This window comes from Cupriavidus sp. FW305-46 (genome assembly GCF_058787075.1).
The window spans coordinates 1-25,405 of sequence record NZ_JBYSZI010000076.1; the positions used below are offsets into that span (position 1 = coordinate 1).

19 protein-coding genes are annotated in these 25,405 nt (G+C 67.7%); 7 read left to right on the forward strand and 12 right to left on the reverse strand.

What is annotated here, in order from left to right; all coding sequences use genetic code 11:
• From AC3WON_RS27365 to AC3WON_RS27375, 3 genes are all read left to right on the forward strand, one after another.
• Positions 1-722: protein-L-isoaspartate(D-aspartate) O-methyltransferase (locus AC3WON_RS27365; RefSeq protein ID WP_492353133.1), on the forward strand; the 722-nt coding region annotated here is incomplete at its 5' end.
• A 32-nt stretch (positions 723-754) separates the two neighbouring features.
• Entirely contained in the window at positions 755-3,205 is a 2,451-nt protein-coding gene (locus AC3WON_RS27370) for a spermine/spermidine synthase domain-containing protein (RefSeq protein ID WP_492353134.1), read from the forward strand.
• A gap of 86 nt (positions 3,206-3,291) precedes the next feature.
• Positions 3,292-3,897: a J domain-containing protein gene (locus AC3WON_RS27375; protein WP_492320223.1), complete on the forward strand. Its 606-nt coding sequence runs from the start codon at positions 3,292-3,294 to the stop codon at positions 3,895-3,897.
• Positions 3,898-3,949: 52 nt separating this feature from the next.
• Here the strand turns inward: AC3WON_RS27375 and AC3WON_RS27380 are convergent, their stop codons facing one another.
• From AC3WON_RS27380 to AC3WON_RS27390, 3 genes are all read right to left on the reverse strand, one after another.
• Positions 3,950-4,252, reverse strand: coding sequence for a hypothetical protein (locus AC3WON_RS27380; RefSeq protein ID WP_010811581.1), 303 nt, complete (start codon positions 4,250-4,252; stop codon positions 3,950-3,952).
• Between the two features lie 31 nt (positions 4,253-4,283).
• A complete protein-coding gene (locus tag AC3WON_RS27385) occupies positions 4,284-4,736 on the reverse strand; it encodes a PA2169 family four-helix-bundle protein (RefSeq protein WP_011615190.1) in 453 nt (150 codons plus the stop codon).
• Positions 4,737-4,946: 210 nt separating this feature from the next.
• Positions 4,947-5,375 (reverse strand): ACT domain-containing protein, encoded by a 429-nt coding sequence (locus AC3WON_RS27390; RefSeq protein WP_492320222.1) that lies wholly within the window; start codon positions 5,373-5,375, stop codon positions 4,947-4,949.
• A 205-nt stretch (positions 5,376-5,580) separates the two neighbouring features.
• Here AC3WON_RS27390 and acs point away from each other — a divergent pair, with 205 nt between their 5' ends.
• Complete coding sequence (acs, locus tag AC3WON_RS27395; protein WP_492320221.1) at positions 5,581-7,638, forward strand: acetate--CoA ligase; 2,058 nt, start codon at positions 5,581-5,583, stop codon at positions 7,636-7,638.
• 35 nt (positions 7,639-7,673) lie between these two features.
• On the opposite strand, the gene AC3WON_RS27400 is transcribed toward acs, so the two are convergent.
• On the reverse strand, positions 7,674-10,403 hold the full coding sequence (locus AC3WON_RS27400; protein ID WP_492320220.1) for a UPF0182 family membrane protein: 2,730 nt from the start codon (positions 10,401-10,403) through the stop codon (positions 7,674-7,676).
• A 279-nt stretch (positions 10,404-10,682) separates the two neighbouring features.
• Between AC3WON_RS27400 and AC3WON_RS27405 the strand changes: the two genes are divergently transcribed.
• The 3 genes from AC3WON_RS27405 (at position 10,683) to AC3WON_RS27415 (ending at position 15,382) form a co-directional block, all read left to right on the forward strand.
• The gene (locus tag AC3WON_RS27405; RefSeq protein ID WP_492353140.1) at positions 10,683-14,099 is read left to right on the forward strand and encodes an adenylate/guanylate cyclase domain-containing protein; all 3,417 of its coding nucleotides are present in this window, start codon (positions 10,683-10,685) and stop codon (positions 14,097-14,099) included.
• Positions 14,100-14,281: 182 nt separating this feature from the next.
• The gene (locus AC3WON_RS27410; RefSeq protein ID WP_492320219.1) at positions 14,282-14,857 is read left to right on the forward strand and encodes a cysteine dioxygenase family protein; all 576 of its coding nucleotides are present in this window, start codon (positions 14,282-14,284) and stop codon (positions 14,855-14,857) included.
• Between the two features lie 66 nt (positions 14,858-14,923).
• Positions 14,924-15,382 carry an Lrp/AsnC family transcriptional regulator gene (locus tag AC3WON_RS27415; protein WP_010811575.1) on the forward strand — a complete coding sequence of 153 codons (459 nt, stop codon included), beginning with the start codon at positions 14,924-14,926 and terminating at the stop codon, positions 15,380-15,382.
• A gap of 32 nt (positions 15,383-15,414) precedes the next feature.
• On the opposite strand, the gene aspT is transcribed toward AC3WON_RS27415, so the two are convergent.
• The 8 genes from aspT to AC3WON_RS27455 form a co-directional block, all read right to left on the reverse strand.
• Positions 15,415-17,112: an aspartate-alanine antiporter gene (gene aspT, locus AC3WON_RS27420; RefSeq protein ID WP_492353135.1), complete on the reverse strand. Its 1,698-nt coding sequence runs from the start codon at positions 17,110-17,112 to the stop codon at positions 15,415-15,417.
• A gap of 29 nt (positions 17,113-17,141) precedes the next feature.
• Positions 17,142-18,527, reverse strand: a complete 1,386-nt coding sequence (locus tag AC3WON_RS27425; protein ID WP_492353136.1) for a BatD family protein — start codon at positions 18,525-18,527, stop codon at positions 17,142-17,144.
• Positions 18,524-20,170, reverse strand: coding sequence for a VWA domain-containing protein (locus tag AC3WON_RS27430; protein ID WP_492320216.1), 1,647 nt, complete (start codon positions 20,168-20,170; stop codon positions 18,524-18,526). The genes AC3WON_RS27425 and AC3WON_RS27430 overlap by 4 nt, the downstream gene beginning before the upstream one ends.
• Positions 20,170-21,210, reverse strand: a complete 1,041-nt coding sequence (locus tag AC3WON_RS27435; RefSeq protein ID WP_492353137.1) for a vWA domain-containing protein — start codon at positions 21,208-21,210, stop codon at positions 20,170-20,172. The genes AC3WON_RS27430 and AC3WON_RS27435 overlap by 1 nt, the downstream gene beginning before the upstream one ends.
• Positions 21,197-21,736: a DUF4381 domain-containing protein gene (locus tag AC3WON_RS27440; RefSeq protein WP_492353138.1), complete on the reverse strand. Its 540-nt coding sequence runs from the start codon at positions 21,734-21,736 to the stop codon at positions 21,197-21,199. Before AC3WON_RS27440 ends, AC3WON_RS27435 begins: the two co-directional genes overlap by 14 nt.
• Entirely contained in the window at positions 21,733-22,755 is a 1,023-nt protein-coding gene (locus tag AC3WON_RS27445) for a DUF58 domain-containing protein (RefSeq protein ID WP_492320213.1), read from the reverse strand. The genes AC3WON_RS27440 and AC3WON_RS27445 overlap by 4 nt, the downstream gene beginning before the upstream one ends.
• A gap of 18 nt (positions 22,756-22,773) precedes the next feature.
• The gene (locus AC3WON_RS27450) at positions 22,774-23,751 is read right to left on the reverse strand and encodes an AAA family ATPase (protein WP_492320212.1); all 978 of its coding nucleotides are present in this window, start codon (positions 23,749-23,751) and stop codon (positions 22,774-22,776) included.
• Positions 23,748-25,405, reverse strand: a 1,658-nt coding sequence (locus AC3WON_RS27455) for a spermidine synthase (protein ID WP_492353139.1), incomplete at its 5' end; no start/stop codon positions are given. The genes AC3WON_RS27455 and AC3WON_RS27450, both read right to left, overlap by 4 nt.

A 25,405-nucleotide genomic window follows, 5' to 3' on the forward strand; every position in this document is an offset into this window, starting at 1 on the left:
TCCCAATCCTGGTTGCCGCCATCGCGCTGGCCTTGCCCTGCTCGATCACCGCCGCCGACGACGCCCTTGCCCCGCAGCGCGCCGACATGGTCAGCGAGATCGCCGCGGTCGCGGCAGGGGCCGCCGCCCAGAGCGGCAGGCATGCCATCGACCCGCGCGTCATGGCCGTGATGGGCCAAGTGCCTCGCCACGAGTTTGTGCCGGACGCGCAGAAGCCGCACGCCTACGAGAACCGGCCGCTGCCGATTGGCCATGGCCAGACCATTTCGCAGCCGTATATCGTCGCCCTGATGACCGACCTGATGATGGTCAAGCCTGGCGACACCGTGCTGGAGATCGGCACCGGCTCCGGCTACCAGGCCGCGGTGCTGACCGGGCTGGCGCGCGCGGTCTATACCATCGAGATCATCGAGCCGCTGGGACGGCAGGCATGCGACCGCCTGAAGCGGCTGGCCTACCGGCAGGTGGCGTGCAAGGTGGGCGACGGCTACTACGGCTGGGACGAGCACGCGCCCTATGACGCCATCGTCGTCACCGCGGCGGCCAGCCACGTGCCGCCGCCGCTGATCCGGCAACTGAAGCCAGGCGGACGCATGGTGATCCCGGTGGGCGCCCAGTTCCTGACGCAGTACCTGCTGCTGGTCGAAAAGGCCGCGGACGGCACCGTTTCCACCAGGCAGATCCTGCCGGTCAGGTTCGTGCCGCTGGTTGGCAAGCACTGAAGCGCGGCACATCAGCCCGGCCAGCTGACGCCATGCCACGCCCCCCGCTGTTCGCCCTGGCCTTGCTCTCCGCCGCCGCGCTGGGCTACGAGATCCTGCTGATGCGGCTGCTTTCCATCATCCAGTGGCATCACTTCGCCTACATGATGATCAGCGTGGCACTGCTGGGCTATGGCGCGGCCGGTGCGCTGGTGGCGCTGGCGCAGCGAACGCTGGTCCGCCATTTCGTGCCAGTGTTCGTGGGCGGGGCCCTGCTGTTCGGCGTCAGCGCGATGGGTTGCTTCGCCCTGGCCCAGCACGTGGCGTTCAACCCCCTGGAGATCCTGTGGGAGCCATCGCAGCCGCTGCGCCTGTTGCTGATCTACCTGCTGCTGTTCGTGCCGTTCCTTTGCGCCGCCACCAGTATCTGCCTGAGCTTTTCCCGCTTCACCGGGCAGGTTCCCCGCATCTACAGCTTCGACATCCTTGGCGCCGGGCTGGGCTGCCTGGGCATCATCGTGGCGCTGTTCGTGCTGCATCCGGTCGATGCGCTGCGGCTGGTCGGCATGGCAGGCATGGTGGCGGCAGCGCTGGCATGCGTGGAATGCCGCTGGCACCGGCCCTGGCTGCCGGCGCTGCTGCTGTTGGCGGCAATCGTTCCGGCCGGCGTGCCAGGTGACTGGATTGCGCTGCGGCCGTCCGAGTACAAGGAGCTGAGCCAGGCCCTGCGCATCGGCAACGCGCGCGTGGTGGCGCAGCGCTCGAGTCCGCTCGGCCTGGTCACGGTGGTCGAGAGCCCTTCGATCCCGTTGCGGCATGCGCCCGGGCTGAGCCTCAATGCCAGCCAGGAGCCGCCAGCACAACTGGCCGTATTTACCGATGGCGACGGGCTCAGTGCGCTCAACCGCCATGACGGCCGGCGCGAACCGCTTGCCTACCTGGGCGACCTCACCTCTGCCGTGCCTTACCACTTGCTGCGCAATCCGAAGGTGCTGGTGCTGGGCAGCGGTGCGGGTGCGGACGTGTTGCAGGCGGTCTACCACCAGGCCAGCGCGGTCGATGCCGTGGAACTGAATCCGCAGGTGATCGACCTGGTGCAGGGCCGCTTCGCTGCGTTTTCCGGCAAGCCGTACAGTGCCGCCGGCGTGCGTGTCTTTGCCGGCGAGGCGCGCGGCTTCCTGGCGGCCAGCACGGCACGCTACGACCTCATCCAGGTGGCCCTGCTCGATTCATTCAGCACCTCATCGGCCGGACTGTACGCGCTCTCCGAGAGCTATCTCTATACCGTGGAGGCCTTCCAGGGCTACCTGCGCCATCTTCGGCCCGGCGGCCTGCTCGCGATCACGCGCTGGGTCACGCTGCCGCCGCGCGACATACCCAAACTGCTCACCACCGCCGTGGCCGCCATGGAAGGCGCGGGCGTGCCCGAGCCGTCCCGGCGGCTGGCGCTGGTCCGTGGCTGGAAGACGGCCACGCTGGTGGTCAAGAACGGGGAATTCAGTGCCGCGGAGCTTGCCGCCCTCGCCGACTTCTGCCGCGCCCGTTCCTTCGACGTCGAATACTATCCCGGCATCCAGCCCGGCCAGGCGAATCGCTACAACGTGCTGGACCAGCCCTACTTCTTCGACGCCGCGCAGGCCCTGCTCGGCCCGGAACGCGACCGGTTCCTGTCCCGCTACAAGTTCGATGTGCGGCCCGCCACCGACGACAGGCCGTATTTCTTCCACTTCTTCAAATGGCGCACGCTGCCTGAACTGCTGTCGCTCAAGGCGCAGGGTGGACTGCCCTTGCTGGAATGGGGCTATCCGGTGCTGGTGGCCACGCTGCTGCAGGCCACCGCCCTGGCATTGCTGCTGATCGTGGTCCCGCTCTGGATCCTGCGGCGGCGCCCCCGGCCGCAGCCCGCCGCGGGGCCGGGCGGCAATGGCGCAGCCATGCGGCGCTTGCCCGAATGGCGGGCCGGCTTCTACTTCCTGGCGGTCGGCCTCGGCTTCATGTTCGTGGAGATCGCCTTTATCCAGAAATTCATCCTGTTCCTGAGCCACCCGCTCTATGCGGTCGCGGTGGTGCTGTGCGCCTTTCTCTGCTTTGCGGGACTGGGTAGCCGATACGCCCAGCGCATGCCCGCGCGCGCTGGCAATGACCGCGGCAGGCGGCAGGCGGCGCTGGCCGTCAGCGGCATCTGCGTGGCCGCGCTGGTCTACCTGGCGGCGCTGCCGACGGTCTTCAGGCTGTTGATCGGGTTGCCGGACCCGGCCAGGATAGGTGTCTCCGTGCTGCTGATCGCGCCGCTGGCGTTCCTGATGGGAATGCCGTTCCCGCTCGGCCTGGCCCGGGTCGCGGCGCGCGACGAAACGCTGGTGCCCTGGGCATGGGGCATCAACGCCTGCGCCTCGGTGGTGGCGGCGGTCCTTGCCACGCTGGTCGCGATCCACGTCGGATTCACCGCGGTGGTGCTGCTGGCGCTGCTACTGTACGCTGCCGCGGCGCTTGCGTGCCCTTGAACCGGGGCCGCTCTCCCATGCCATGGCTGCGGGTCACCCCGTGCTAGGATGAATGCCCGCCCGGAAGAACGACGCCCAATCGGCCCATGACCACCCTCTACACAACCCTCGGCGTGGCACCGGACGCCACCCTGGACGAGATCAAGCGCGCCTACCGCCGCGCCGCGATGAAGTGGCACCCCGACCGCAACCTTGGCCGCGAAACTGAGGCGCATGCGGCATTCCAGGAAATTCGCGACGCCTACACCATTCTCTCCGATGCCGGGCAGCGCCAGATCTACGACGAGGTATTCGAGCGGGAAATGCAGCGCTGGCAGGCCGAGCGCGAGGCTCAGGAAGAGCAGGAGCGCGAGGCGCAACGCGAGAGCCAGCGCATCGCGCAGGAACATTACGAGAAAATGCTCGGTATCGCGATGCGCTTTGCCGACGACGGCCACAACCGCGACGTCATCTTCGGCGTGCTGCTCGGCCGCGACTGCGAGGCGGAACTGGCGTCACGCATCGCGGACAGTATATGGGCGCTGCAGGAGTCGCGGCGGGCAAGTGCGCGGGCCGCGCACGCGCCGGACACCGAGGCCGCCCAGGCGCCCGACGGGGCGGCAGCGTCAAACCCCGACGAGGAAACGCGGCCCAGGCGTCATGCCGGCGCCTTCGATTCGTTCTGGCACGGCTTGTTCGGCATCCGCTCGTAGCGGCGGTGTTTTCAGGACTGCCGCCGCGGGCGCACAAGCCGGTACAAAAGCACTAGATGTCGGGTGCGACCAGGAGCCCGCTTTTCACCGTGTGGATCAGCGCAAGGCGGTCTTCCACCGCCTTGCGCAGGACCTCGCGTCCCCTGAACGGATCCGTCAGGTAACTGGCGTACTGGCTTGCCCGAATCTGCACCTTGAGATGCATCGTCGTCGGTCCGCTCTCCGGCCATGTCACCAGGAACGCCGGATGGCTGTCCGCGCACTCAACGAAGGCAGCGTCAGGGGACGGGAAACAGGAGTCGGCGCCCTGGGCAAGGAACTGGAGATCCTTGTCCTTGAACTCGTAGGTTGCCATGGCTTTCTCCCATCGCGCGCAAGCCGGGCCCTCAGTGAATCTGCATCCCGCGCATGGCATGAATGCGCCCATGATGCTGCGTCAGCGCCTCATACTGGCGCTGCAGCGCCGCGCTGGCCTCTGGCGGCAGCGGCTTCATCATGACGGACTGATACTCGCGCCTGGCGGCATCTTCCTCGTGCTCGCACATGCCCAGCACGGCGTCGTCATTGTTCGGCGACAGCATGTGGCGGAATGCCATCCAGCGGCGGTACAGCATGCCATTCATGCTGCCCCGGTCAGCTGGCGCGCCGCCCATGGCGCTGACCATCGACTGCAATTCCTTTACCGACGCCCGGTACGATTCCGCGGTGCTGGTCAGAATGTCGCGCAGCGCTGCATCGCGCACTTCGCTGGCTCCGCTCATGCAGGCCAGTTCGCTGTCCTTGCCAGCCTCGATCAGCTGGTTCAGCGCCAAGACAGCTTGTTGCTGGTTGTTGCCCATGGAATTCTCCCAATTTGCATGCCAGCGATGCGCAACTTCGGCGCAAGTCGCCAAGTCTCGCCAACGGACGGACCGCCACGGCGCAACCGGCCGCGAGGGGAACGTCGGAGACGCCATCAACATGAATCAGCCGGTTCGCGCCGGGCCCCATCTGCCTGCCCGTTCAGAGGCAAGGCGTGATTCCATGATAGGAGATGGCTGAACCTCGCTTCAGCCCTTGCCCAGGATTGCCATTGCCTTGTTCGCATCGTCGAGCGAGTCCACCGACACGTACGCGACAAACTGCATCCCGATGACGGAGGCAGAGAATCCGCGCAGGTTGATTCCGCCTTCCGCCAGCTTTCGGGTCAGTTCCGCCACGATGCCGGGCCGGTCCCCGCCCATGATTCGCACCGAATGCAGGCTGTGCGTGACGTTGAAGCCGACCTGGGCAGCTGCACGGATTTCCCTGTCATTCTGCAGCGGTGTCACGAACACGACACCCTTGCCGGGGTCCTCCGGCGTGCGGCGCGCAATCGCGAATTGCAGGTCCGCACCGGCATCGCGCAAGGTCTCCAGTACCTCGGCGAGGCCGCCGGGACGGTCCGGTATGGTTGCCGCCCACACGTCCACGCGTTCCACGAGAAGATCGTTGGTCATTGCTCATTCCTCCAATGCCCTCCTACGAATCTAGCTTATGGCGGCCGCCAGGCAAGCTCCGGGCTCGGCGGACAGCGGCAGGGCGAATTCCTGGAAACTCCCCGTGCCCGGACTTAATATGGACTAGTCGTTTCAGGCAGCTATCGCAGGATAGTGGCACCGACCATACCTGGATGGATGCCATGGAAAGTGAAGGGGGATCGTCATGTCTGAAGGCAAATCGCCACGCCATGCTGCCCAGCAGGAATTGGCCGATGTGTCCGAGGCCGAAATCGCGGTCCATTGGCCCGAGGAGGACTATGTCCCGCCGGCCGGCCAGTTCATTGCGCAGGCCAATCTGACCGATCCCCATATTTTCGAGCGCTTCTCCCTCGAACGTTTCCCCGAGTGCTTCAAGGAGTTCGCAGACCTGCTGGACTGGTACAAATACTGGGAAACGACCCTGGATACCAGCAACCCGCCTTTCTGGCGCTGGTTCGTCGGCGGCAGGATCAACGCCTGCCACAATTGCGTGGATCGCCACCTCGCTGCATACAGGAACAAGACCGCGATTCATTTCGTGCCCGAGCCGGAGGATGAGGCGGTGCATCACCTCACCTACCAGGAACTCTTTGTTCGCGTCAATGAGCTGGCCGCCCTGCTGCGCGAGTTCTGCGGCCTGAAGGCCGGCGACCGCGTCACGCTGCATATGCCGATGGTGGCCGAACTGCCCATCACCATGCTCGCCTGCGCCCGCATCGGCGTGATTCATTCGCAGGTATTCAGCGGCTTCAGCGGCAAGGCCTGCGCCGAGCGCATCGCGGACTCCGAGAGCCGGCTGCTGATCACCATGGACGCCTATCACCGCGGCGGTGAATTGCTCGATCACAAGGAAAAGGCCGACATCGCCGTGGCAGAAGCCGCCAGCGCCGGTCAGCAGGTCGAGAAGGTCCTGATCTGGCAGCGCTACTCGGGCAAGTATTCCAGTGCCGCCCTACTGGTGAAGGGCCGCGATGTCATTCTCAATGACGTGCTCGCCGGGTTCCGCGGCAGGCGTGTCGAGCCCGAGCCGATGCCGGCGGAGGCGCCGCTGTTCCTGATGTACACGAGCGGCACGACGGGCCGGCCCAAGGGCTGCCAGCATTCCACTGGCGGCTATCTGTCCTATGTGGCGTGGACCTCTAAGTACATCCAGGATATCCACCCCGAGGACGTCTACTGGTGCATGGCCGATATTGGCTGGATCACCGGGCATTCCTACATCGTCTATGGCCCGCTCGCGCTCGCCGCTTCGTCTGTCGTCTATGAAGGCGTGCCGACCTGGCCCGACGCCGGCCGGCCCTGGCGTATTGCGGAAAGCCTTGGCGTCAATATCTTCCACACCTCGCCCACCGCAATCCGCGCGCTGCGGCGCAACGGGCCCGACGAGCCGGCGAAGTACGACTGCCATTTCAAGCACATGACCACGGTGGGCGAGCCGATCGAGCCCGAAGTCTGGAAGTGGTACCACCGTGAAGTCGGCAAGGGCGAGGCGGTGATCGTGGACACCTGGTGGCAAACCGAGAATGGTGGCTTCCTCTGCAGCACGCTGCCGGGCATCCACCCGATGAAGCCCGGCAGCACTGGCCCGGGGATCCCGGGCATTCATCCGGTGATCTTTGACGAGGAAGGCAATGAGGTCCCGGCCGGCTCGGGCAAGGCGGGCAACATCTGCATCCGCAATCCCTGGCCGGGCATATTCCAGACCGTCTGGAAGGATCCGGACCGCTACGTGCGCCAGTACTATGCGCGCTACTGCAAGAATCCCGACAGCAAGGACTGGCACGACTGGCCGTATATGGCGGGCGATGGCGCAATGCAAGCGGCGGACGGCTACTTTCGCATCCTTGGCCGCATCGACGACGTGATCAATGTTTCCGGCCATCGCCTCGGCACCAAGGAGATCGAATCCGCAGCACTGCTGGTGCCGGACGTCGCCGAGGCGGCGGTGGTGCCGGTGGCCGACGAGGTCAAGGGCAAGGTGCCTGATCTCTATGTATCGCTCAAGCCGGGACTGTCGCCTTCCACCAAGATCGCGAACAAGGTCTCGGCCGCGGTGGTATCCCAGATTGGCGCGATTGCGCGTCCGCATCGGGTCGTGATTGTTCCCGACATGCCCAAGACACGCTCGGGCAAGATCATGCGCCGCGTGCTGGCGGCGATCTCCAACCACCAGGAGCCTGGCGACGTATCCACGCTTGCCAATCCGGAGGTCGTCGAGAAGATCAGGGAGCTGGCGACATAGGATGGCGCTCCTGCCGGCGGCTCCCGGCACGCCGCTCACTTCCGCTCATCGGCACCCCCTGCCCCGAGCGCCTCGAGCAGCGGCCGCAAGGCATCGAGTTCCGCGCCAAAGCCGCTCCAGTCCCCCGCCTTCAAACGCTCGACGGCGCGGTCATAGTGCGCGAGTGCTTCGCGCGCGCGGGCGTTCGCTGCGCCCTGCGCCGGAATCGCCGCCGGCGCGGATTCCTTGAACAGGGCCGCAAGCGCTGCGCCCAGGGTGTCCTCCATGACCACGCGATCGCCATAGGCGGCGATCACCCGCTTGAGTTCGGGCAACTGGCCGGACTCCGCACGCAGGTAGAGCGGCGAGACATAGAGGATGGAGTTCTCGATCGGCACGACCTGCAGATGGCCGCGGATGACGCGCGAGCCCATCTGGTTCCACAGCGAAATCTGCTGCGAGATCTCGGTATTCTGCTGGATGCGCGCCTCGATCTGGAACGGCCCGTAGACCAGCCTTTCCTTGGGGAAGGTGTAGGCGACGAGCTTGCCGTAGCTGGGGGGATCGGAGCGCGCAGCCAGCCAGGCGATCATGTTCTCGCGCTGGCTCGGCACCATCGGCAGCATCAGGACGAACTCGGCGCGCGGTTCGTCCGGCAGCCGCAGGATCATGTAGTAGGGCATCATCCGCGCGGCGGGCGTGTTCCCTGTGCTCATGCCGGTCAGCTGGCGAGGAAACTCCCACAGATCCTCGCGGTTATAGAAGACTTCTGCCGCTTCCATGTGGTAGGCGCGGTAGATCCGCGCCTGGATCAGGAACAGGTCCTCAGGGTAGCGGATATGCCGCTGCAGGTCCTGCGACATGGCGCCCAGCGGCCTGAACATGCCCGGGAAGATGCGCTGGTACACCTGCACGATCGGATCGGCCGGGTCGCTGGTGTAGAAGTCGACCGTGCCGTTGTACGCATCGATCACGACCTTGACGGCGTTGCGGATGTAGTTGGCGCCGCCACCGGTGCCGGGCTGCGAATAAGGGAACCAGCGGCTGGTGGTGTAGGCATCCTGGATCCAGTAGAGGCGACCGTCGCTCACGACCACATAGGGGTCATGGTCGAGGCTGAGGAACGGCGCAATCGTGCGCACGCGGTCCCGGATATTGCGATGGAGCAGGATGCGGCTTTCCTGCGTGATGTAGCCGCTCAGCAGGATATTGGGATCGCCGAGATGCCAGGCGAACAGGGTCCGGCGCGCGATGCCGCCGATTCCGATGCCGTCGCGCCCGCGGTAGGCCGTATAGACGTTGTCCTTGCCCTTGGGGTAGTCGAACTCGGGCACGCTGCCTTTGACGATGACATAGCCTTTGCCGCCTTCACCGAAATAGAGGCGCGGCTCCTGGATGACCGGGCCGCCGTCGGAGAGCGGGGGAATGTCATGCAGATAGAGCGAGGGCAGGCCTTCGGCGGATTTCTCGGTGACCGGCGACATCACCACGCCATTGCCATGGGTGAACAACAGATGCAGGTTCACCCAAGTCTGGGCATTGGCCGGAATCAGTGCCGGCTCAAGCTCCCGCGCCGACAGCATGACCTGCTGGTAGCCTGCGCCGAGCTGGTAGCGGTCGATGTCCGTCGCGAGGAACTTGTAATAGGTCCTGATCTCCTGCAGCTGCGCATAGGTATCGCGCAGCGGCTGCAGGTCCCACAGGCGGATGTTGTCGATGGTCGGCCGATTGGCCTGGAGCGCGGCGAGATTCAGGTTCTGTTCGACCGGAAACGGCTTTACCTCGATCTGCGTCAAGCCATAGGCCTCGCGCGTCAGCGCAATATTGTGTTGGAGATACGGTGTCTCGAGTTGCAGCTCGTTCGGCTTGACATAGAAACGCTGGAACAGTGCCGGCCAGATCGTGCCGAGCACGATTGCGCTACCGACCACCAGCAGCGCCGCGGCCGCAGGCACCCGGTAGTCCCGCCAGCGCATATTGGCCCACGAAGCGGCGGCAGCCGCGGCAGCCAGGCCGAATTGCAGCCACAGGAGCGGCAGCCCGACATGGACATCGGTATAGCTCGCGCCGACCACGACCCCGTTGTCGCCGTAGAGCAGCATGAAGCGGTCGAGCCAGTAGGACCACGCCTGCAGCGCGAAGAACAAGCCGAGCAATGCCGATCCATGGGTAGCGGCCGCCGGCGAAAGCCCGCGCGGCGACCGGACCAGCGCGATGTCGCCGCGCAAGCCGTAGACCACGCCGGCAACTACTGCGCTGCAGCACAGCAGCAGGAGCAGCCAGTTCCTCAGTGCAAGATACGCCGGCAGCGTGAAGAAGTAGAAACCGATGTCCTTGGCGAAGATCGGATCGGTCTTGCCGAAAGGCACCTGATGGAAATAGCGCAGCGCAATGGCCCAGCTCGACAGTTCACCGACTGCCATGAGCAGCCCCACCAGGACGGCGACGCCGGCAATGGCGGCGCGCCAGGGGACGCGCGCCGCAATCTCGCCAACCGGCTGGCCCAGGACCTCCGGCCTCCAGGCCTGCGCCTGGCTCGCGCTGCGGTGCGCCAGCCAGCCCGATAGCCAGAGCGCGCCTGCCGAAACGGCGAATACGGCAAGGAACAGAAGCGCCTGGGTGGCGAATATCGTGCGGAACACCCCGGCGTAGCCAACCGAGGCAAACCACAGCCAGTCAACGATGAGGCCGGCGACGCGGCCGACAGCGATCAGCGCGACGATGGCGGCAACAACCCAGGTCGCAAGGCGTCTCAGGCGCGTGGCGTCCCTCGCTGGCGAGCGCATCGATCAAGCTCCTTTGCGGCACCGTCGCCCGAGCTGCCGCGCAGCCATGCATGGGTCCGGGGCAAATCGTGCAGCCTGAATCATTGTAGGCGAGGCAATCAGGCCGGGTTGATGCTGCGTCTCACCACCGCGGGGGCAATTCATCAAGTATCTTTCCCGGCAGGTCGACTTGCTTTTCGTGACGACGATTTCAGCTCAGTCGTCGGGCCAAAGGAGACCGCATCGTTTGATAAAATTCAATCGTTGAGTCTTGCAAGTCCCGGAAAGGGGACAAGCCCTATGCGCTGCGCAAGCTGCGGGTTCGAGAATCCGGCAGGCGCCAAGTTCTGCGAGGAATGTGGCGCCAGGCTTGTGCGTGCCTGCCCGGCCTGCGGGCAAGAGGCTAGCGCGAGCGCCAAGTTCTGCAGCGAATGCGGCGCGCCGCTGACCCCGTCAAGCGCGACGCCCCCGATCACCACACTTGCGCCCAGCGCCCCCGTCGACTACACACCTTCCTACCTGGCCGAGCGCATCCGGGCGGCGCAGGCGGACATGGAAGCCCGCGGCGAGGCGGACGGCGAGCGCAAGACGGTGACCGCGCTGTTCGCCGACATGGCCGGCTCGACCGCGCTAATCCATGACCTCGATCCCGAAGACGCGCGCCGCCTGATCGACCCGGTGCTGGCGCTGATGATGGAGGCCGTGCATCACTATGAAGGTTATGTGGCCAGGTCGATGGGCGATGGCATCCTGGCGCTGTTCGGCGCGCCGATCGCGAACGAAGACCATCCGCAGCGGGCCTTGCTGGCGGCGCTGCGCATGCAGGAGGCCATGCGCCGCTACGCCGATGGGGTGCGTCTGGCCCAGGGGATCGCGCTGCAGATCCGCGTCGGCGTCAACTCCGGCGAAGTGGTGGTGCGCGCGATCCGCACCGAGGATTTGCACACCGACTACGACCCGGTGGGCAATTCGATCCACATTGCTTCGCGCATGGAGGGCATTGCGGTGCCCGGCTCGATTGTCGCGAGCGAACACACCCACAACCTGACCGAAGGCTATTTCGCCTTCAAGGCGCTCGGCGCGACGGCGATCAGGGGGCTGCCCGAGCCGCTCGCGGTCTTCGAAGTCCTCGGCCTCGGCCCGCTGCGCACCCGGCTGCAGGTGTCGGCCAGCCGCGGGCTGGCGCGCTTTGTCGGCCGCGCTCGCGAGCTCGAGCAGCTGCGCGAAGCGCGCGCGCGGGCGCAAGCCGGACACGGCCAGATCGTCGGCGTGGTCGGCGAGCCGGGGGTCGGCAAGTCGCGGCTATGCCTCGAGTTCAAGCAGCTCGCGCCGCGCCAATGCCTGGTGCTGGAAACCTTCTCGGTATCACACGGCAAGGCCTATCCGTATCTGCCGCTGATCGAGCTGCTGCGGAACTACTGCGAGATCACGGCGCAAGACAATGAGCGCCGGCGGCGCGAGAAGCTGACCGGCAAGGTCCTGACCCTGGATCGCGCGCTGGAAGACACCCTGCCCTATCTGTTCCACCTGCTTGGTGCCGCCGAGCCGAACTCGGTGCTGGCGCAGATGGACGCCCAGGTCCGCCGGCAGCGTACTTTCGAGGCAATCAAGCGGCTGCTGGTGCGCGAGAGCCTGGCCCAGCCGCTGGAGCTGATCGTCGAGGATCTGCAGTGGCTCGACAGCGAGACCGAGGCCTTCCTTGGTTTTCTCGGCGAGAGCGTGGCCAGCGCCCGCATCCTGCTGCTGGTCAATTACCGGCCCGAGTACCGGCACGACTGGGGCCGCAAGAGCTACTACACCCAGCTGCGGCTGGATCCCCTGGACGAAGCCGACGCCCGGGAACTGCTGCGGGCCTTGCTGGGCGACTCCGCCGGACTCGCACCGCTCGAGCACCTGATCCTGGAACAGACCGAAGGCAACCCCTTCTTCATCGAGGAAGTAGTGCAGACGCTGATCGAGGAGAACGTGCTGCGCGGCGAGCGCGGTCATTACCGTCTCGAGCATGTCCCGACCATGCTGCACATCCCGACCACCGTGCAGGGGGTGCTCGCCGCCCGCATCGACCGCCTGCAGCCGGCCGAGAAAGCGCTGCTGCAGACCCTGGCGGTGGTCGGCAAAGTATTTCCCTGGAGCCTGCTCGCACGCGTCATCGAGCAGCCCGAGGACACAATCAAAAACCTGCTGACGCGGCTGCAAGCCGGGGAATTTATCTACGAGCAGCCGGCGTTTCCGGAGGTGGAGTACAGCTTCAAGCATGCGCTGACCCAGGAGGTGACCTACGGCTCGCTGCTGAGCGAGCGGCGCCGTGCGCTGCATGAGCGCACCGCCCAGGCGATCGAGGCCCTGTTTGAGGCCCGGCTCGAAGAACACTGCAGCGATCTGGCGCATCATTTCAGCCGCAGCGGCAACGCGCCGAAGGCAGTGGAATACTTGCATTGCGCCGGGCGGCAGGCGGCGCAGCGCTCTGCCAATGCCGAAGCGGTCGCCCACCTGACCAAGGCCCTCGCCTTGCTCAAGACGTTGCCTGATGGTCCCGAACGCGCACGGCAGGAACTTGCACTGCAGATCACGCTCGGTCCGGCCTGGATGTCCACCCATGGACTCGCTGCCCCGGAAGTCGAGGCGACTTACACCCGCGCGCTGGCACTGTGTCGACAACTCGGGGAAGCGAATCAGCTCTTCCCCGCCTTGATGGGGCTGCGCACGTCGCTCATCGTCCGCGGGGAGCTGTCGACCGCACACGAGTTGGGCAAACAACTCCTGACGCTGGCCCAGGAGGCGCAGGACCCGGCGTTGCTGGTACAAGCCTATCGGGCGGTGGGCGTCAGCTTGCTCGCTCTCGGCGAACTGGGCGCTGCCCGCACGCAGCTGGAACAGGCCCTGGTGCTCTATGACTCGGGCAAGTGCCAGTCGCCTGCCTTCTTCCTGGAGCCCGGTGTGCTGGCGCTGGCCTGCCTGGCCCTGGACCTGTGGCTGCTCGGCTATCCGGACCAGGCCCTCGCGCGCAGCCAGGAAATGCTCGCGCTGGCCCGGGCCTTGTCCCACCCTCCTGACTCGGCCAATGCCCTGACCTTCGCCGCCATGCTTCGCCTGTACCGCGGCGAGACGCAGCCGATGCATGAACTGGTTGAAGCACTTCTCGCCCTCTCGACCGAGCACGGCTTCCCGTTCTGGCTGACTTCCGGAACCATCCTCTCGGGCTGGACGCTGGTCGCGCAGGGACGCACGGCGGAAGGCATCGAGACGATGCAGCAGGGCCTGAGCGCCTACCGGGCCACCGGGGCAGCGATTTGGCAGACACATTTCCTGGCGCTGCTGGCCGAAGCCCACGGGAAAGCGGGACAGGCCGAGGCAGGGCTGCAGATGCTGGCCGAGGCGCTGGCCGTGGCGGACCGAACCCACGAGCGCCTGTACGAGGCGGAGCTGTATCGGCTCAAGGGGGAACTGACGCTGCTGCAGCCAGGCTGCGCGGGCGCGGCGGGCACCGGCCGGGACGAGGCCGAGGCCTGCTTCCAGCAGGCGATTGCGATCGCGCGCCGCCAGGGCGCCCTGTCGCTGGAGCTGCGCGCGGTGATGTCCCTGAGCCGGCTGTGGCGGCAACACGGCAAGGAGGTCGACGCCCGCGAGATGCTGGCCGAGGGCTACGGCCGGTTCACCGAAGGCTTCGACACCGCGGACCTGCAGCAGGCCAAGGCGTTGCTCGCCGAGCTGGACTGAAGATCATGAGGGAGCTGTCCAACCACCTGCCCCGACCTGATTCGAGCATCTGATTCTAAGTATATGCTGATCTGAGGAATAGAATTACAATTCCTGTCGATTTTGAACGACAGTTTGCACGCCTGTGCTCCTGCCCGCAAATATCATGGACACGTACCCAGAACAAGACCAAGGTGCCTGCCATGCCGACCGGATCTCCCCTGACTGCCGCCCCTCCGGCAACTCTCCCGCATCTCCCCTCGCCAGCCGCGCCGCTCGACCAGCTGGCGCTCAATCTCGAGGCCACCTTCGCCCACAGCGCGCGCATGGTGGCCGGCCACATCGCCATGCACCTGCCGGACACCGACACGCTGCTTGCAACACTGCCGCCAGGCGCCCTGCTCGGCAAGCCGGATACCTATGCCCGCCACCTGGTCCATGCCGACCCGCTGGAGCGCTTCTCGGCGATGGTGCTGGTCTGGCGCCCGGGCCAGGCCAGCCCCGTGCACGGCCATCGCACCTGGTGTGCCTACCGCGTGCTGCGCGGCACGCTGAGCGAGCAGCACTACCGGTGGGATCCCGCCAGCCGGCAGGCGCGCCATGCCAACACCGTCACGCGCATGGCCGGCGATACCTTCAGCGTGCCGGCCGGGCTGCAGCATATCCATGCGCTGGGCAATGCCAGCGACGAGATCGCCGTGTCCCTGCACCTCTACGGCGTGCACCGCGACCACATTGCCACCGGCGTGAACCTGCTGGTGGCGACCGCCGACGCCTAGCTTTTTCCGCGCGTAGCCGCGCCGCATGCGCGCGCCTGCCCACCCTCACCTGAACCGCTACGCGCCATGGACCGCTACGACAAACAGATTCTCGCCATCCTGCAGGAAGACGCCACCGTGCCGGTGGCAGAGATCGGCGAACGCGTCGGCCTGACCTCGACGCCATGCTGGCGCCGGATCCAGCGGCTGGAAGACGCCGGTCTGATCCGCAAACGCGTGGCACTGCTCGACGCCGACAAGCTCAATGCCGGGGTCACGGTCTTTGTCTCGGTCCGCACCAGCCAGCACAACGTGAAATGGCTGGCGCAGTTCCACGGGCTGGTGGCATCGATCCCGGAAGTGACCGAGTTCTACCGCATGGCCGGCGATACCGACTACCTGCTGCGCGTGGTGGTGCCGGATATTGCCGCCTACGACCGCGTCTACAAGAAGCTGATCCAGGGCGCCGAGCTGGCAGACGTCAGTTCCAGCTTTGCGATGGAGCAGATCAAGTACACCACGGCGCTGCCGCTCGATTATGCGTAGGCCGGCACCGGCCCTTCATGCGCACATGTCAGCTAAGTGAACTTGAACGCCAGCGAAATAATGATCGGCCCCAGCACCGGCAGCAGCACGTTGGCAATGGCATAGGTAATGGTGTAGCCCAGCAACGGCACCGAGCTGTGGCTGGCGGCCAGGATGGCGCTGATCGCCGGGGTGCTCACGTGCTGCCCGGCAATCGCGCCAACCAGCAGCGGGCCTTCGATCTTCAGGATCTTGTGCCCGATCCACAAGGACAGGCACGCCGGCCCCAGCGACACGGCCAGCCCGATCAGCGGCAGCACCGCGCCGTGCTCCCGGATCAGGGAGATCGCATCCGGCCCGGCGGACAAGCCGACGCATGCGACAAAGACCGCCAGGCCCAGGTCCTTCAGGATCTGCACGGCCGACCTCGGGAAGGTGCCGCGCGACGGCCTTCTTGAATTGATCCATCCGAACACCAGGCCGCTGAGCAGCGCCCCGCCCCCGCTGCCAAGCGAAATATGCATCCCGCCAAGGCTCAGGCTCAGGGTTCCCACCAGCAGGCCTGCCAGGATGCCCAAGCACAGGAAGACCAGGTCGGTGACCTCGGTTGCCTTCGCTTCCACGCCGATTCCGGCAATGGCTTCGGACAGCGACGGCTCCAGGCCGACGATGGTGACCACATCCCCATGCTGCAGCGGCGTGGAACGCGTAATCGGCAGCGACATCCCCGAGCGCCGCACCTGCAGGATCCAGACTTCACGCAGGCGGCGTGCGCCGGCCAGGCGGGCCAGTTCGCCGATGGTCTTGCCGTTGACCCTGGGCTTGTTCACGATGACCTGCTTTTCGACCAGCTGGATGGCATCCGTGTGGGCCTCGGGCAGCAGGACTTCGGGCCCGATCAGGGCTGCCGCCTTCAGCAGGTTGCTGCGGATCCCGACCATGGCCAGGATATCGCTGGCCTGGACCTTGTCGTCATCGCCAAGCTCGATGCTGGTGCCATCACGCAGCACCGTGACGATGGACGCCCGGCCACCCACCTGTTGCTGCAGCTCGCTCACCGTCATGCCGGCGGCCTGGTGCACGGAATAGGCGCGCCCGATCAGGCGCGGCAGCGCGGGTTGCGTCGCGACGTCGTCCTCGGACGCGGCATCCATCTTCGCGGCGACTTCCCTGGCGGCCTTGCGCAGATCGATGCCCAGCAAGGCCGGCGCGATCTGGCTGGTGAAGAACACAATGCTGATCAGGCCGACCAGGTAGGTCAGCGTATACGCCGTGGCGATATTGGCCTCGTAGCGGCTCACGGTGGCGGCGTCCAGCCCCAGGTGCTTCAGCGCTTCGGCGGCGGTGCCGACCACGGCCGATTCCGTCGCCGCACCGGCGGCCAGGCCGGCGGCGGTGCCGGGATCGAAGCCCAGGTAGGCGGCCGCACCGATGGCGATGGCGAGCACGACGATGGCTTCCACCACCGGCAGGACCATATAGCGCAGGCTCGACCGGTTCAGGTTGGCAAAGAACTGCGGCCCGCCGGAGTAGCCCATGGCGAAGATAAACAACGCGAAGGCCATGTCCTTGAGCTCGCCGTGCATCTGGCAACCGGTCTGCCCCATGAACAGCGCGACGATCAGCGTGCCGCAGACTCCCCCTAGCTGGATCGGGCCCACGCGTGCCTTGCCGATGAAGTAACCCAGGCCCACGGTGATGAAGAGCACCATCAACGGGTTGCCTGCAAACAGATCAACGGAGCATTTCATAGGGGGCGTCGCTTGCGGGGGACTTGTTGTCAGGGATTGAGCGGAGGCAGTGCGCGTATGGCTTGCCGGTGCCGGCGCACCGGTGCCCTGGCGGCATGGCGGCGCAGGGCGTGGGCCAACGGGGTGCCATTCCAGGCGGCCTGGGCCGGCATCGCGCCGTAGAGATGGCGTTGCAGGCCGGTCACGGCATCGGCAAGGGCGGCATCGCCGAGCGACTCTGCCCACGCTGCGGGGGTGGTGCCATGGGCGGCGCGCGTCCATGCCCCCAGCGCCTGGCTGGCGGCAGCGGCATTGCCTGCCTGGCAGGCTTGCAGCGTTGCTTCCAGCTGCGCGTCGGCACCTTCGGCGCGGGCGCGCTTGCGCTCGGCCAGCCGCTGGCGCAGCCGGGCCAGCGCCGGCCGCATACGCCACCACGACAGCCCGGCTGCCAGCACAGCCACCAGCCCCACTGCCCCCCACAGCAACGTCCGCCAGGGCAAGCCGCCCTCGCCCGGAAGCGCGCCGGCAGACGGACCGCCCGGGGCCAGCGCGCTGCCCGCGCGCACGGCAGCCACTACCACCTTGATCGCGGGCGCTTCGGACTTTGCCGGCTTGCGTGTGGTCGGATCGACCCAATCCACTGTCACCGCCGGCAGCGTGTAGGTACCGGTCCGCTCGAACACGTAGGTGATGGCATCCACGCGCGTGCCGCCCGGCCCGGGCGCGTCCTGGGCGTGATCGGACAGCCGCGCATCGGCGCTGAAGACCCGCACCCCGCGCGGCGCCGCGGCGTGCGGTGGATGGATCATCATGGCCTGGGTCTGCGGCGCAAAGGTGGTGACGGTGCGCACCAGGGCATCGCCCGCGCGCAGCCGCACGGTGCCTTCGTCGGAGGCGTGGTCCAGCGCCTGCGTCACGGTGAGCCGGGCCACCGGCAGCAAGGGCCCTCCGGTTCCGGCGCCGGCCTTCACCGCGCCGCCGGCTCCCGCGCTGATCCGCGTGGGCGGGAAGGTCACGCTGCCCTCGCGCGGCGCGCCGTCGTCGCCTGCATAAGTGAAGCGCACGGTCGCGGATGGCAGCTCGAAGTCGCCGTCCTGCTCGGCGGTAAAGGCATAGGTCTTGCGGATGCCGGCGTAGGCAACGCCATCGATGGTTTCGATCGAGTTCAGCGCGCGCTGGTCAGGCATGGTGACGACGGCGCCCGGCACCTGGAGCACCGGGAAGGCCGGCGCCGACATGAAGAAGTTGGGCGCCAGGATGGTGACATCGATGCTGACCTGCTGGCCGACCAGCACCGGCTGCTTCGCGCCCACTTCCACGCGCACGATGGGCTCGGCGGCACGCGCCAGCAAGGGCAGCAGCAATGCCGCCATCAGCAAGACCAGCGGCGCAAGCTGCCGCAGCCACGCGCGCTGACACACGGCGCGGCCGCTCATGGCTGCCCCTGCTGCGGTGCGGCCTGCCCGCGCTGCAGCGCGAACTTGCGCTGCAGCAGGTCGGTCGGCGTGCTCTGGATCGCGCGCATCCACATCTCGGCGTCCTGCGTCAGGCCGATATGCATGGACTGGCCGCCCTGCTCCGGCGGCTTCGCGGCGTCGTACTTGATTTCATCCGGCGGCACGTCGGGGGGCTCTTCCTGGTCGTCGGGCTCTGGCTTGTCTTTCGGCTTCTGCTGCGCCAGCAGCTTTTCCATCAGTGCCAGGTTGGCTGTGGCCGCCGGCCATTGCGGCTGGCGCCTGAGGGCCTGGCGGTAGCGCGCGGCGGCTTGCTGGTACTGACCCTGCCGCGCCAGCGCATTACCCTGGTTGTAGTCGGCCTGCGGTGAATCGACCAGCGCGAAGCTCTGCACCGCCTGCGCGTACTGGCCGGCGCGATACTGGGCGACGCCGCGCCACATCGCATCGTCGAACAGCGTCGCGGCGCGCGCGAAGTCGCCCTGCTCGAAGGCGCGGCGGCCTTGCTGGTCATGCGTCAGCCACAGGTCGGCAAAGCGCCACGGCCGCGCGGCATCGGCCTGCTGTGCGCGCAAGCCCGGCTGCGGTGCGGCGAGCGCCAGCGCCAGCAGCAGGCCGGCGCTCCAGCGCACGGTCCAGCCCTTGCGGAACCACAGCATGGCCAGCAGCGTGACCGGCAGCACCAGCCACCAGCCTTCATCCTTCCAGCGCGTGCGGTCGCCAGCCTGCATCTGTTCGAGGTGCGACTGCACATGGCGCTGCACCCACGCCACGTCGTCGTCGCTGCCGGGCGTGAAGGTGGCGAGCGGTGCGCCGCTGTCGTCGCCGAAGCGCTTGAACGCCGCCACGTCCAGCCGCGCGAACACGCGCGCGCCGTCCTGTTCGACATAGCCGCCCTCTGCATTGCGCAGCGGCCCGCCCGGTTCCGTGCCGATGGCCAGCACCACCGGCTGGCTGCGGCCGCTGTCCGCCTGCGTGCGGAAGGCCCTGGCGGCGGCGGGGTCCACGCCGTCGGTCAGGAACAGGATGGTGCCGGGCACCGGCTCATGCGCCAGGTCGGCGTCGATGGTGCGCAGCGCCTGTGCCATGTCGCGCCCCGGCACCGGCATGATGCGGGTCTGCAGCGCATCGACAAAGGTCTGCAGCAGGTTGGTGTCGTCCGTCAGCGGCAGCACCAGGTGGGTGGAGCCGGCATAGGCATAGATCGCCGTGCGGCCGCCGTCGCGGCGCGCCAGCAGCGCCTTGATCTTGAGCTTGGCGCGCTCCAGCCGCGTGGGCGTGACGTCCACTGCGTCCATGGTGCGCGACAAGTCCACGGCGATCGCCAGCGGCGCCTTGTCGTCCAGGAACGGCGGGCGCTCCTGCCGACAGCTCGGCCCCGCCAGCGCGATGGCGCCGAGTGCCAGCAGCAGCGCGGTCAGGTGGACCGGGCGCAGCGCCACGCGGCGGCGTTCGCTGATCATCAGCGCGTCGAGCAGGTGCGGCGCGATGGTCTGGCGCCAGCGCCGCCGCACGTCGCCGCGGCGCTGCACCGCCCACACCAGCAGGGCTGCCGGCACCAGTACCAGCAGCCACCACGGGCGCAGGAAATGGAAGTGCGCAAGCGTGTCGAGCAGGGCTTGCATCAGCGCCCCTCCCCGCCGGCATTCACCATCTCGTCGTCGGCGCTTTCAGCCGAATGGCGCGGGCGCGACAACCACGCCGAGTAGCCGAACATCAGCAACTGGTACGCCAGCACCAGCGCCAGCGCTGCCCCCAGCGGCCACATGAACAGCTCGCGCCGCGGCCGCCATGACAAGGTCTTCTGGTTGTGCGGCGTGATCCGGTCCAGCGTCGCGTAGATGGTCTCCAGCCCGGCCTGGTCGGCGCCGAAGAAGTAGCGCCCGCCGGTCTGCGCGGCCAGCCGCTGCAGTACGCCGAGATCGACCTTCTCCTCGCCCGAAGCATTGGGATCGCCGATGCCGATGGTATGCACCACCACCTTGCGCTCCCTGGCGATCCCCCCCGCGCGCTCGGGCGGCATCCGGCTGGCGGTGTCGTTGCCGTCGGTCAGCACGATCAGCACTTTCTCGGGCGCTTCGCTGTGCTCGAACATCTTGATGCCGAGCCCGATGGCATCGCCCAGCGCCGTGCTCGGCCCGGCCATGCCCGGCAGCAGGCCGGTGATCAGCGTCTGCACCAGTGGGTGATCCAGCGTGAACGGTGCCAGCGGGTACGGCGCGTCGCCAAACACGATCAGGCCGATGCGGTCGCCCGGGCGCCTGGCGACAAAGCCGCTCACCACCTGCCGCACCGCCTGCACGCGCGGGATCAGCGCGCCGGACGGGTCGCGGAAGTCGCGCGTGTCCATCGACTGCGACAGGTCCAGCGCGATCAGCAGGTCGCGCGCCGGCTGCACCTTCTGGATCGGCGCCTCCAGGAACTGCGGCCGCGCCAGCGCCGTCACCACCAGCACCCACGCCAGCGGCGCCAGCACCCATTGCAGCCGGTTGCGGCGCGGCACCACGGCCCCGGTGGCCGGGGTCAGGCCGGCGGCGCTGGCCACCTCGCCAAAGAACGGCAGGCGCACCGACGGGCTTTCCTCGCGGTACGGCGGCAGCCACCACCACAGCAGCAACGGCAGCGGCAGCAGCACGAAGAGCCAGGGGTATTCAAACTGGTACATGGTGCTCCGCAATCCAGCGCCGGCACGCGCCGGCCACCGCCTGCACCTGCGTCTCGGGCCATTGCGCCAGCACCGCGTCGTCGCGGTATTCGGCGTCCTGCACCAGCGCAGCCAGCAGCGGCGCGGCATCCTGGGCGCGCCCGGCGTGTGCCTGCAGGAATTCGGCCCAGCCGCCGCCGGCCAGGCTGGCAACCTGGGCGCGCGGCCACGCGGCCAGCGCCGTGCGCTTGAGCAGCGCCGCCATCTGCCGCAGCGCTGCGACGCGGTGCGCGGGGTCAGCGCCCAGCGGCAGTCCTGCCAGTTCGGCCAGCGCCTCGCGCCGGTAGCGGTTGGCGCGGTAGCGCCGCCACGCGCGCCAGCCGGCCCAGGCCAGGACCAGCAGCAGCAAGCCGCCGGCGATCGGCCAGCCGATGGTTTGCGGCACCCACGATGGGGGCGGCGGCACGGCTACGTCGGCAAGGGTGGCCAGCATAGCGACGCCCGTGCTGTCTTCGACGCCCGCTGCGGTGCTGTGCGTGAGGCTCATCGCGCCGCTCCTGCGCGTTGCCGCACCGGCGTCTGCTGCAGCGGGCGGCCCAGCAGCCGGCGCAGCTGCAGCGCCGTTTCCTCTGCCGCCGACAGCGGCAGCAGCGGCACGCCGATGGCGTGGTGCCAGTCCAGCAGCGCCTTGGCGTGCGTATCGACAAACTCCGCAATGCTGCGTCGCGTGGCCGCATGGCCGAAGCCCAGCTCCACCTGCAGTTCGCCGTCGCTGACCACCAGCTGGCCGGACTCCGGCAACTCGATCAGGAAGGGATCGTGGACCAGGATGGTCAGCACGTCGTTGCGCGCGGCCATTTCCAGCATCAGGTCGCGGGTGCGGTCGTCATGGCCGTCGAAATCGCTGATGACGATAACCAGGCAGTCATGGCGCGCCATGCGCGCGGCGCGCTCCAGCGCCGCGTTCAGCTGCCCCGCGGCGCGCCGCGCCGGCGCATCGGCGCGCAAGGCCTGGTTGAAGCGCGCGATGCCGCCCAGCAGCTGCTGCACGGCTTCGCGGCTGCGGCGCGGGGTGAACTCCTCGGCCTTCGCATCGCCGAACACCACGCCGCCGACGCGGTCGCCTTCGGCCAGCACGCGCCAGGCGGCCAGCGCCGCGGCCTCGGCCGCGCTGACCGACTTCATCGCGCGCCGGCTGCCGAAGAACATATTGATGCGCTGGTCCACCACCAGCAGCACTGGGCGGTCCTTTTCCTCGGTGTAGACGCGCACGTGCGGCTGGCCGGTGCGCGCGGTCACGCGCCAGTCCATGCTGCGGATATCGTCGCCGGGCAGGTACAGGCGCAGTTCCTCGAAGGTCAGCCCGCGTCCGCGCACCTTGGAGGCGTGGCGGCCGGCCAGCACGCTGTGCACCGGCTGGCGCGGCAGGAAGTGGAAGTCGCGCGCAGCCACTTCCAGCGCGGCCAGTGCCGCTGCATCCACGCTGACGCCCGGCGTGGCGCGGCTGGCCGCGTCATGGGCGTCCGGCACGGGCGAGCGGGTCCGGGATCGAAGGTTGGCGCGCATGCGGTCGCCTCCGGCGGATCAGGCTACGGCGACCTGCTGCACCAGGCGGTCGATGACAGCGTCAGCCGTGATGCCGGCGGCATGCGCTTCGTACGACAGGATCAGCCGGTGGCGAAAAACTTCGTGCACGATGGCCTGCACGTCTTCCGGCGTGACGAAGTCCCGCCCGCGCAGCCACGCATGCGCCCGCGCCACCTTGTCGAGCCCGATCGACCCGCGCGGGCTGACTCCGATCTGGATCCAATTGTCGAGATCGTCGTCGACCTGCTTGGGCTCGCGCGTGGCGTGCACCAGTGCCACCACATAGCGCGCCACGGCATCGCTCACGTGAATCGCATGAATCTCGGCACGGGCCGCGAAGATGATGTCCTGCGCAAGCTTGTGCGCCTGCGTCGCCGTACCTGCAGCACCGTCGGCAACTTCCTCGCCGCGCGCCAGCCTGACGATCTCGCCTTCAGCATCCGCCTCCGGATAGCCAACGTTGACGTGCATCAGGAAGCGGTCCATCTGCGCTTCAGGCAGCGGATAGGTGCCTTCCTGCTCGATGGGGTTCTGCGTGGCCATGACCAGGAACAGGGGCTCCAGCTTGTGGGTGGTCCCGCCGACGGTGACCTGGCGCTCCTCCATGGCTTCCAGCAGAGCCGCCTGCACCTTGGCCGGCGAGCGGTTGACCTCGTCCGCCAGCACCAGGTTGGCGAACACCGGGCCGGCCTGGAAGCGGAACTCGCCCTTGCCGCCTTCGGTGAAGTAGACCTCCGAGCCCGTGATGTCGGCGGGCAGCAGGTCCGGCGTGAACTGGATCCGCGACAGCCGCGCATCCAGGTTGCGCGCCAGCATCTTGATGGCCCGCGTCTTGGCCAGCCCCGGCAACCCTTCCACCAGCAGGTGGCCATCGGCCAACAGGCCAAGCAGCAGGCGTTCGATCATGCGCTGCTGCCCCACAATCGATTCGCCCATGCGCTGCTGCAGGGCCAGGACGTCGTCGCGTGCGCTCATGGCGTGTTCCTTGGTTCAGCAGGTGCGCGGCGGGCGGGGCGAGCTGACTGGCCGCCGACGAACCAGGCGTAGTAGGGATTGTCGGGATCAGCGCGCATGGCCTGCGTGATATGGCTGGCCCAGGCTTCGCGGTCGCCGCGGTAGGCATCGAGGCCGGCGCGGTAGAAGGTGTGCAGCACTTCGCGCTCGCGGCGCAGGTCGCGCCAGAATGCGTCATCGGCGCCCGCCAGCGGCGGTTCGCTTTGCAGCGACAGCAGCCTGGACAGGGTTTCCGGGAAGGCGTCGCGGCGGACCCAGCCGGCGTATTCGATGCGCGGGCGGTCATCGGTGACGGCCGGCGCATCGGCCGCATACCAGTCCAGGCCGGCGCGGTCGGTGACCCAGGTCGCCATCAGCGCCGCCGGCGAGCGCACCCCCACGGCCTGCAGCGCGGCAGCAACTTCCGGCTGTTCAAAGCGCGTGCGGATGCGCGCGGCATCCAGCGCCAGCGGCGACAGCGAACCCACCAGCATCATCTCGTGCAGCTCGGTGGTCCACAGCATGGCGTGCGGGAACACGTCCAGGAAGCTGCGCACCAGCATGCGGGTGTCCTCGTCGTTCTGCGTCGGCAGCGGCAGCCACTGCGCCACCAGCCCGCCGGGTTGCAGCCGCGCTGCCGCGAGGCGGTAGAAATCGGTCGAATACAGATTGACCACGCCGGCCGCCGACGGAGGCGGCGGCTCCAGGGTGATCAGGTCGTACTGCTGCGCGCTCTGCAGCAGCTCGCGCCGGCCATCGCGCAGGCGGATGTCGATGCGCTTGTCGGTGGCCACGCCGAAATTGCCCTCGAACCTGGGCACGGCACGCGCCACCGGCGGCAGCAGCTCCGCCACCACGCGGTGTTCCAGCCCAGGCCAGGCCAGCGTGGCGCCTGCCGTGATGCCGGTGCCAAGACCGATCACCAGGGTCGACTTCGGCGTGCCGCTATGGACGATCAGCGGCAACAGCGCCTGCAGCCGCATATAGCGCTGCGAGGTCATGGCATCGCCTGAATTGGAGACGCCCTGGATATAGAGGCGCCGGAAGCGGTTGCTGGACGAGGTCTGCTCCACCACCGCCACGGTCGCGCCACGGCCCTCCTCATAGAACACCAGTTCGCCGCCGCGCGCCCGCGCCAGCAACGTGGCGAGCCGGTCCGCCGGGGCCAGCGCGGCCGCAATCACGGCCAGCACGCCGACCATCGGCACGGCCCAGCGCGCCACGCGGCCCACGCCGCTGCCCAGCGCCACCGCCACCACGCCAACCACGGCGGCCGTGACCGCCAGCAGCGACAACGTATGCACCAGTCCCAGGTACGGCACCAGCATGAAACCAGCCAGCGCCGTGCCGGCGATGCCACCCAGCGTATTGAGCGCCACCACGCTGCCCACGCCGGCGCCTATGTACCGGCTGTCTACGCACACGCGAAGCACGAAGGGGAACGCCGCGCCCAGCAGCAGCGTGGGCACGAACACGACCGACAGCGCGGCCAGGGCAAAGCTGGCACACGCCGCCGCCAGCGGGCTCGACGTCATGGCCTGCATCCAGGCGGACAGGCTGCCCTGCGCACGCAGCAGCCATTCGCCCAGCAACACGAATTCAAGCAACGCCCCCCGCCCCCCCCCCGCCCCCAGCA

Excerpts from the sequence above, each read along its gene's own strand:
- AC3WON_RS27370 (WP_492353134.1), top strand. The coding sequence starts at position 755 with ATGCCACGCCCCCCGCTGTTCGCCCTGGCCTTGCTCTCCGCCGCCGCG.
- AC3WON_RS27375 (WP_492320223.1), top strand. The coding sequence starts at position 3,292 with ATGACCACCCTCTACACAACCCTCGGCGTGGCACCGGACGCCACCCTG.
- AC3WON_RS27380 (WP_010811581.1), bottom strand. The coding sequence starts at position 4,252 with ATGGCAACCTACGAGTTCAAGGACAAGGATCTCCAGTTCCTTGCCCAG.
- AC3WON_RS27385 (WP_011615190.1), bottom strand. The coding sequence starts at position 4,736 with ATGGGCAACAACCAGCAACAAGCTGTCTTGGCGCTGAACCAGCTGATC.
- AC3WON_RS27390 (WP_492320222.1), bottom strand. The coding sequence starts at position 5,375 with ATGACCAACGATCTTCTCGTGGAACGCGTGGACGTGTGGGCGGCAACC.
- acs (WP_492320221.1), top strand. The coding sequence starts at position 5,581 with ATGTCTGAAGGCAAATCGCCACGCCATGCTGCCCAGCAGGAATTGGCC.
- AC3WON_RS27400 (WP_492320220.1), bottom strand. The coding sequence starts at position 10,403 with ATGCGCTCGCCAGCGAGGGACGCCACGCGCCTGAGACGCCTTGCGACC.
- AC3WON_RS27405 (WP_492353140.1), top strand. The coding sequence starts at position 10,683 with ATGCGCTGCGCAAGCTGCGGGTTCGAGAATCCGGCAGGCGCCAAGTTC.
- AC3WON_RS27410 (WP_492320219.1), top strand. The coding sequence starts at position 14,282 with ATGCCGACCGGATCTCCCCTGACTGCCGCCCCTCCGGCAACTCTCCCG.
- AC3WON_RS27415 (WP_010811575.1), top strand. The coding sequence starts at position 14,924 with ATGGACCGCTACGACAAACAGATTCTCGCCATCCTGCAGGAAGACGCC.
- aspT (WP_492353135.1), bottom strand. The coding sequence starts at position 17,112 with ATGAAATGCTCCGTTGATCTGTTTGCAGGCAACCCGTTGATGGTGCTC.
- AC3WON_RS27425 (WP_492353136.1), bottom strand. The coding sequence starts at position 18,527 with ATGAGCGGCCGCGCCGTGTGTCAGCGCGCGTGGCTGCGGCAGCTTGCG.
- AC3WON_RS27430 (WP_492320216.1), bottom strand. The coding sequence starts at position 20,170 with ATGCAAGCCCTGCTCGACACGCTTGCGCACTTCCATTTCCTGCGCCCG.
- AC3WON_RS27435 (WP_492353137.1), bottom strand. The coding sequence starts at position 21,210 with ATGTACCAGTTTGAATACCCCTGGCTCTTCGTGCTGCTGCCGCTGCCG.
- AC3WON_RS27440 (WP_492353138.1), bottom strand. The coding sequence starts at position 21,736 with ATGAGCCTCACGCACAGCACCGCAGCGGGCGTCGAAGACAGCACGGGC.
- AC3WON_RS27445 (WP_492320213.1), bottom strand. The coding sequence starts at position 22,755 with ATGCGCGCCAACCTTCGATCCCGGACCCGCTCGCCCGTGCCGGACGCC.
- AC3WON_RS27450 (WP_492320212.1), bottom strand. The coding sequence starts at position 23,751 with ATGAGCGCACGCGACGACGTCCTGGCCCTGCAGCAGCGCATGGGCGAA.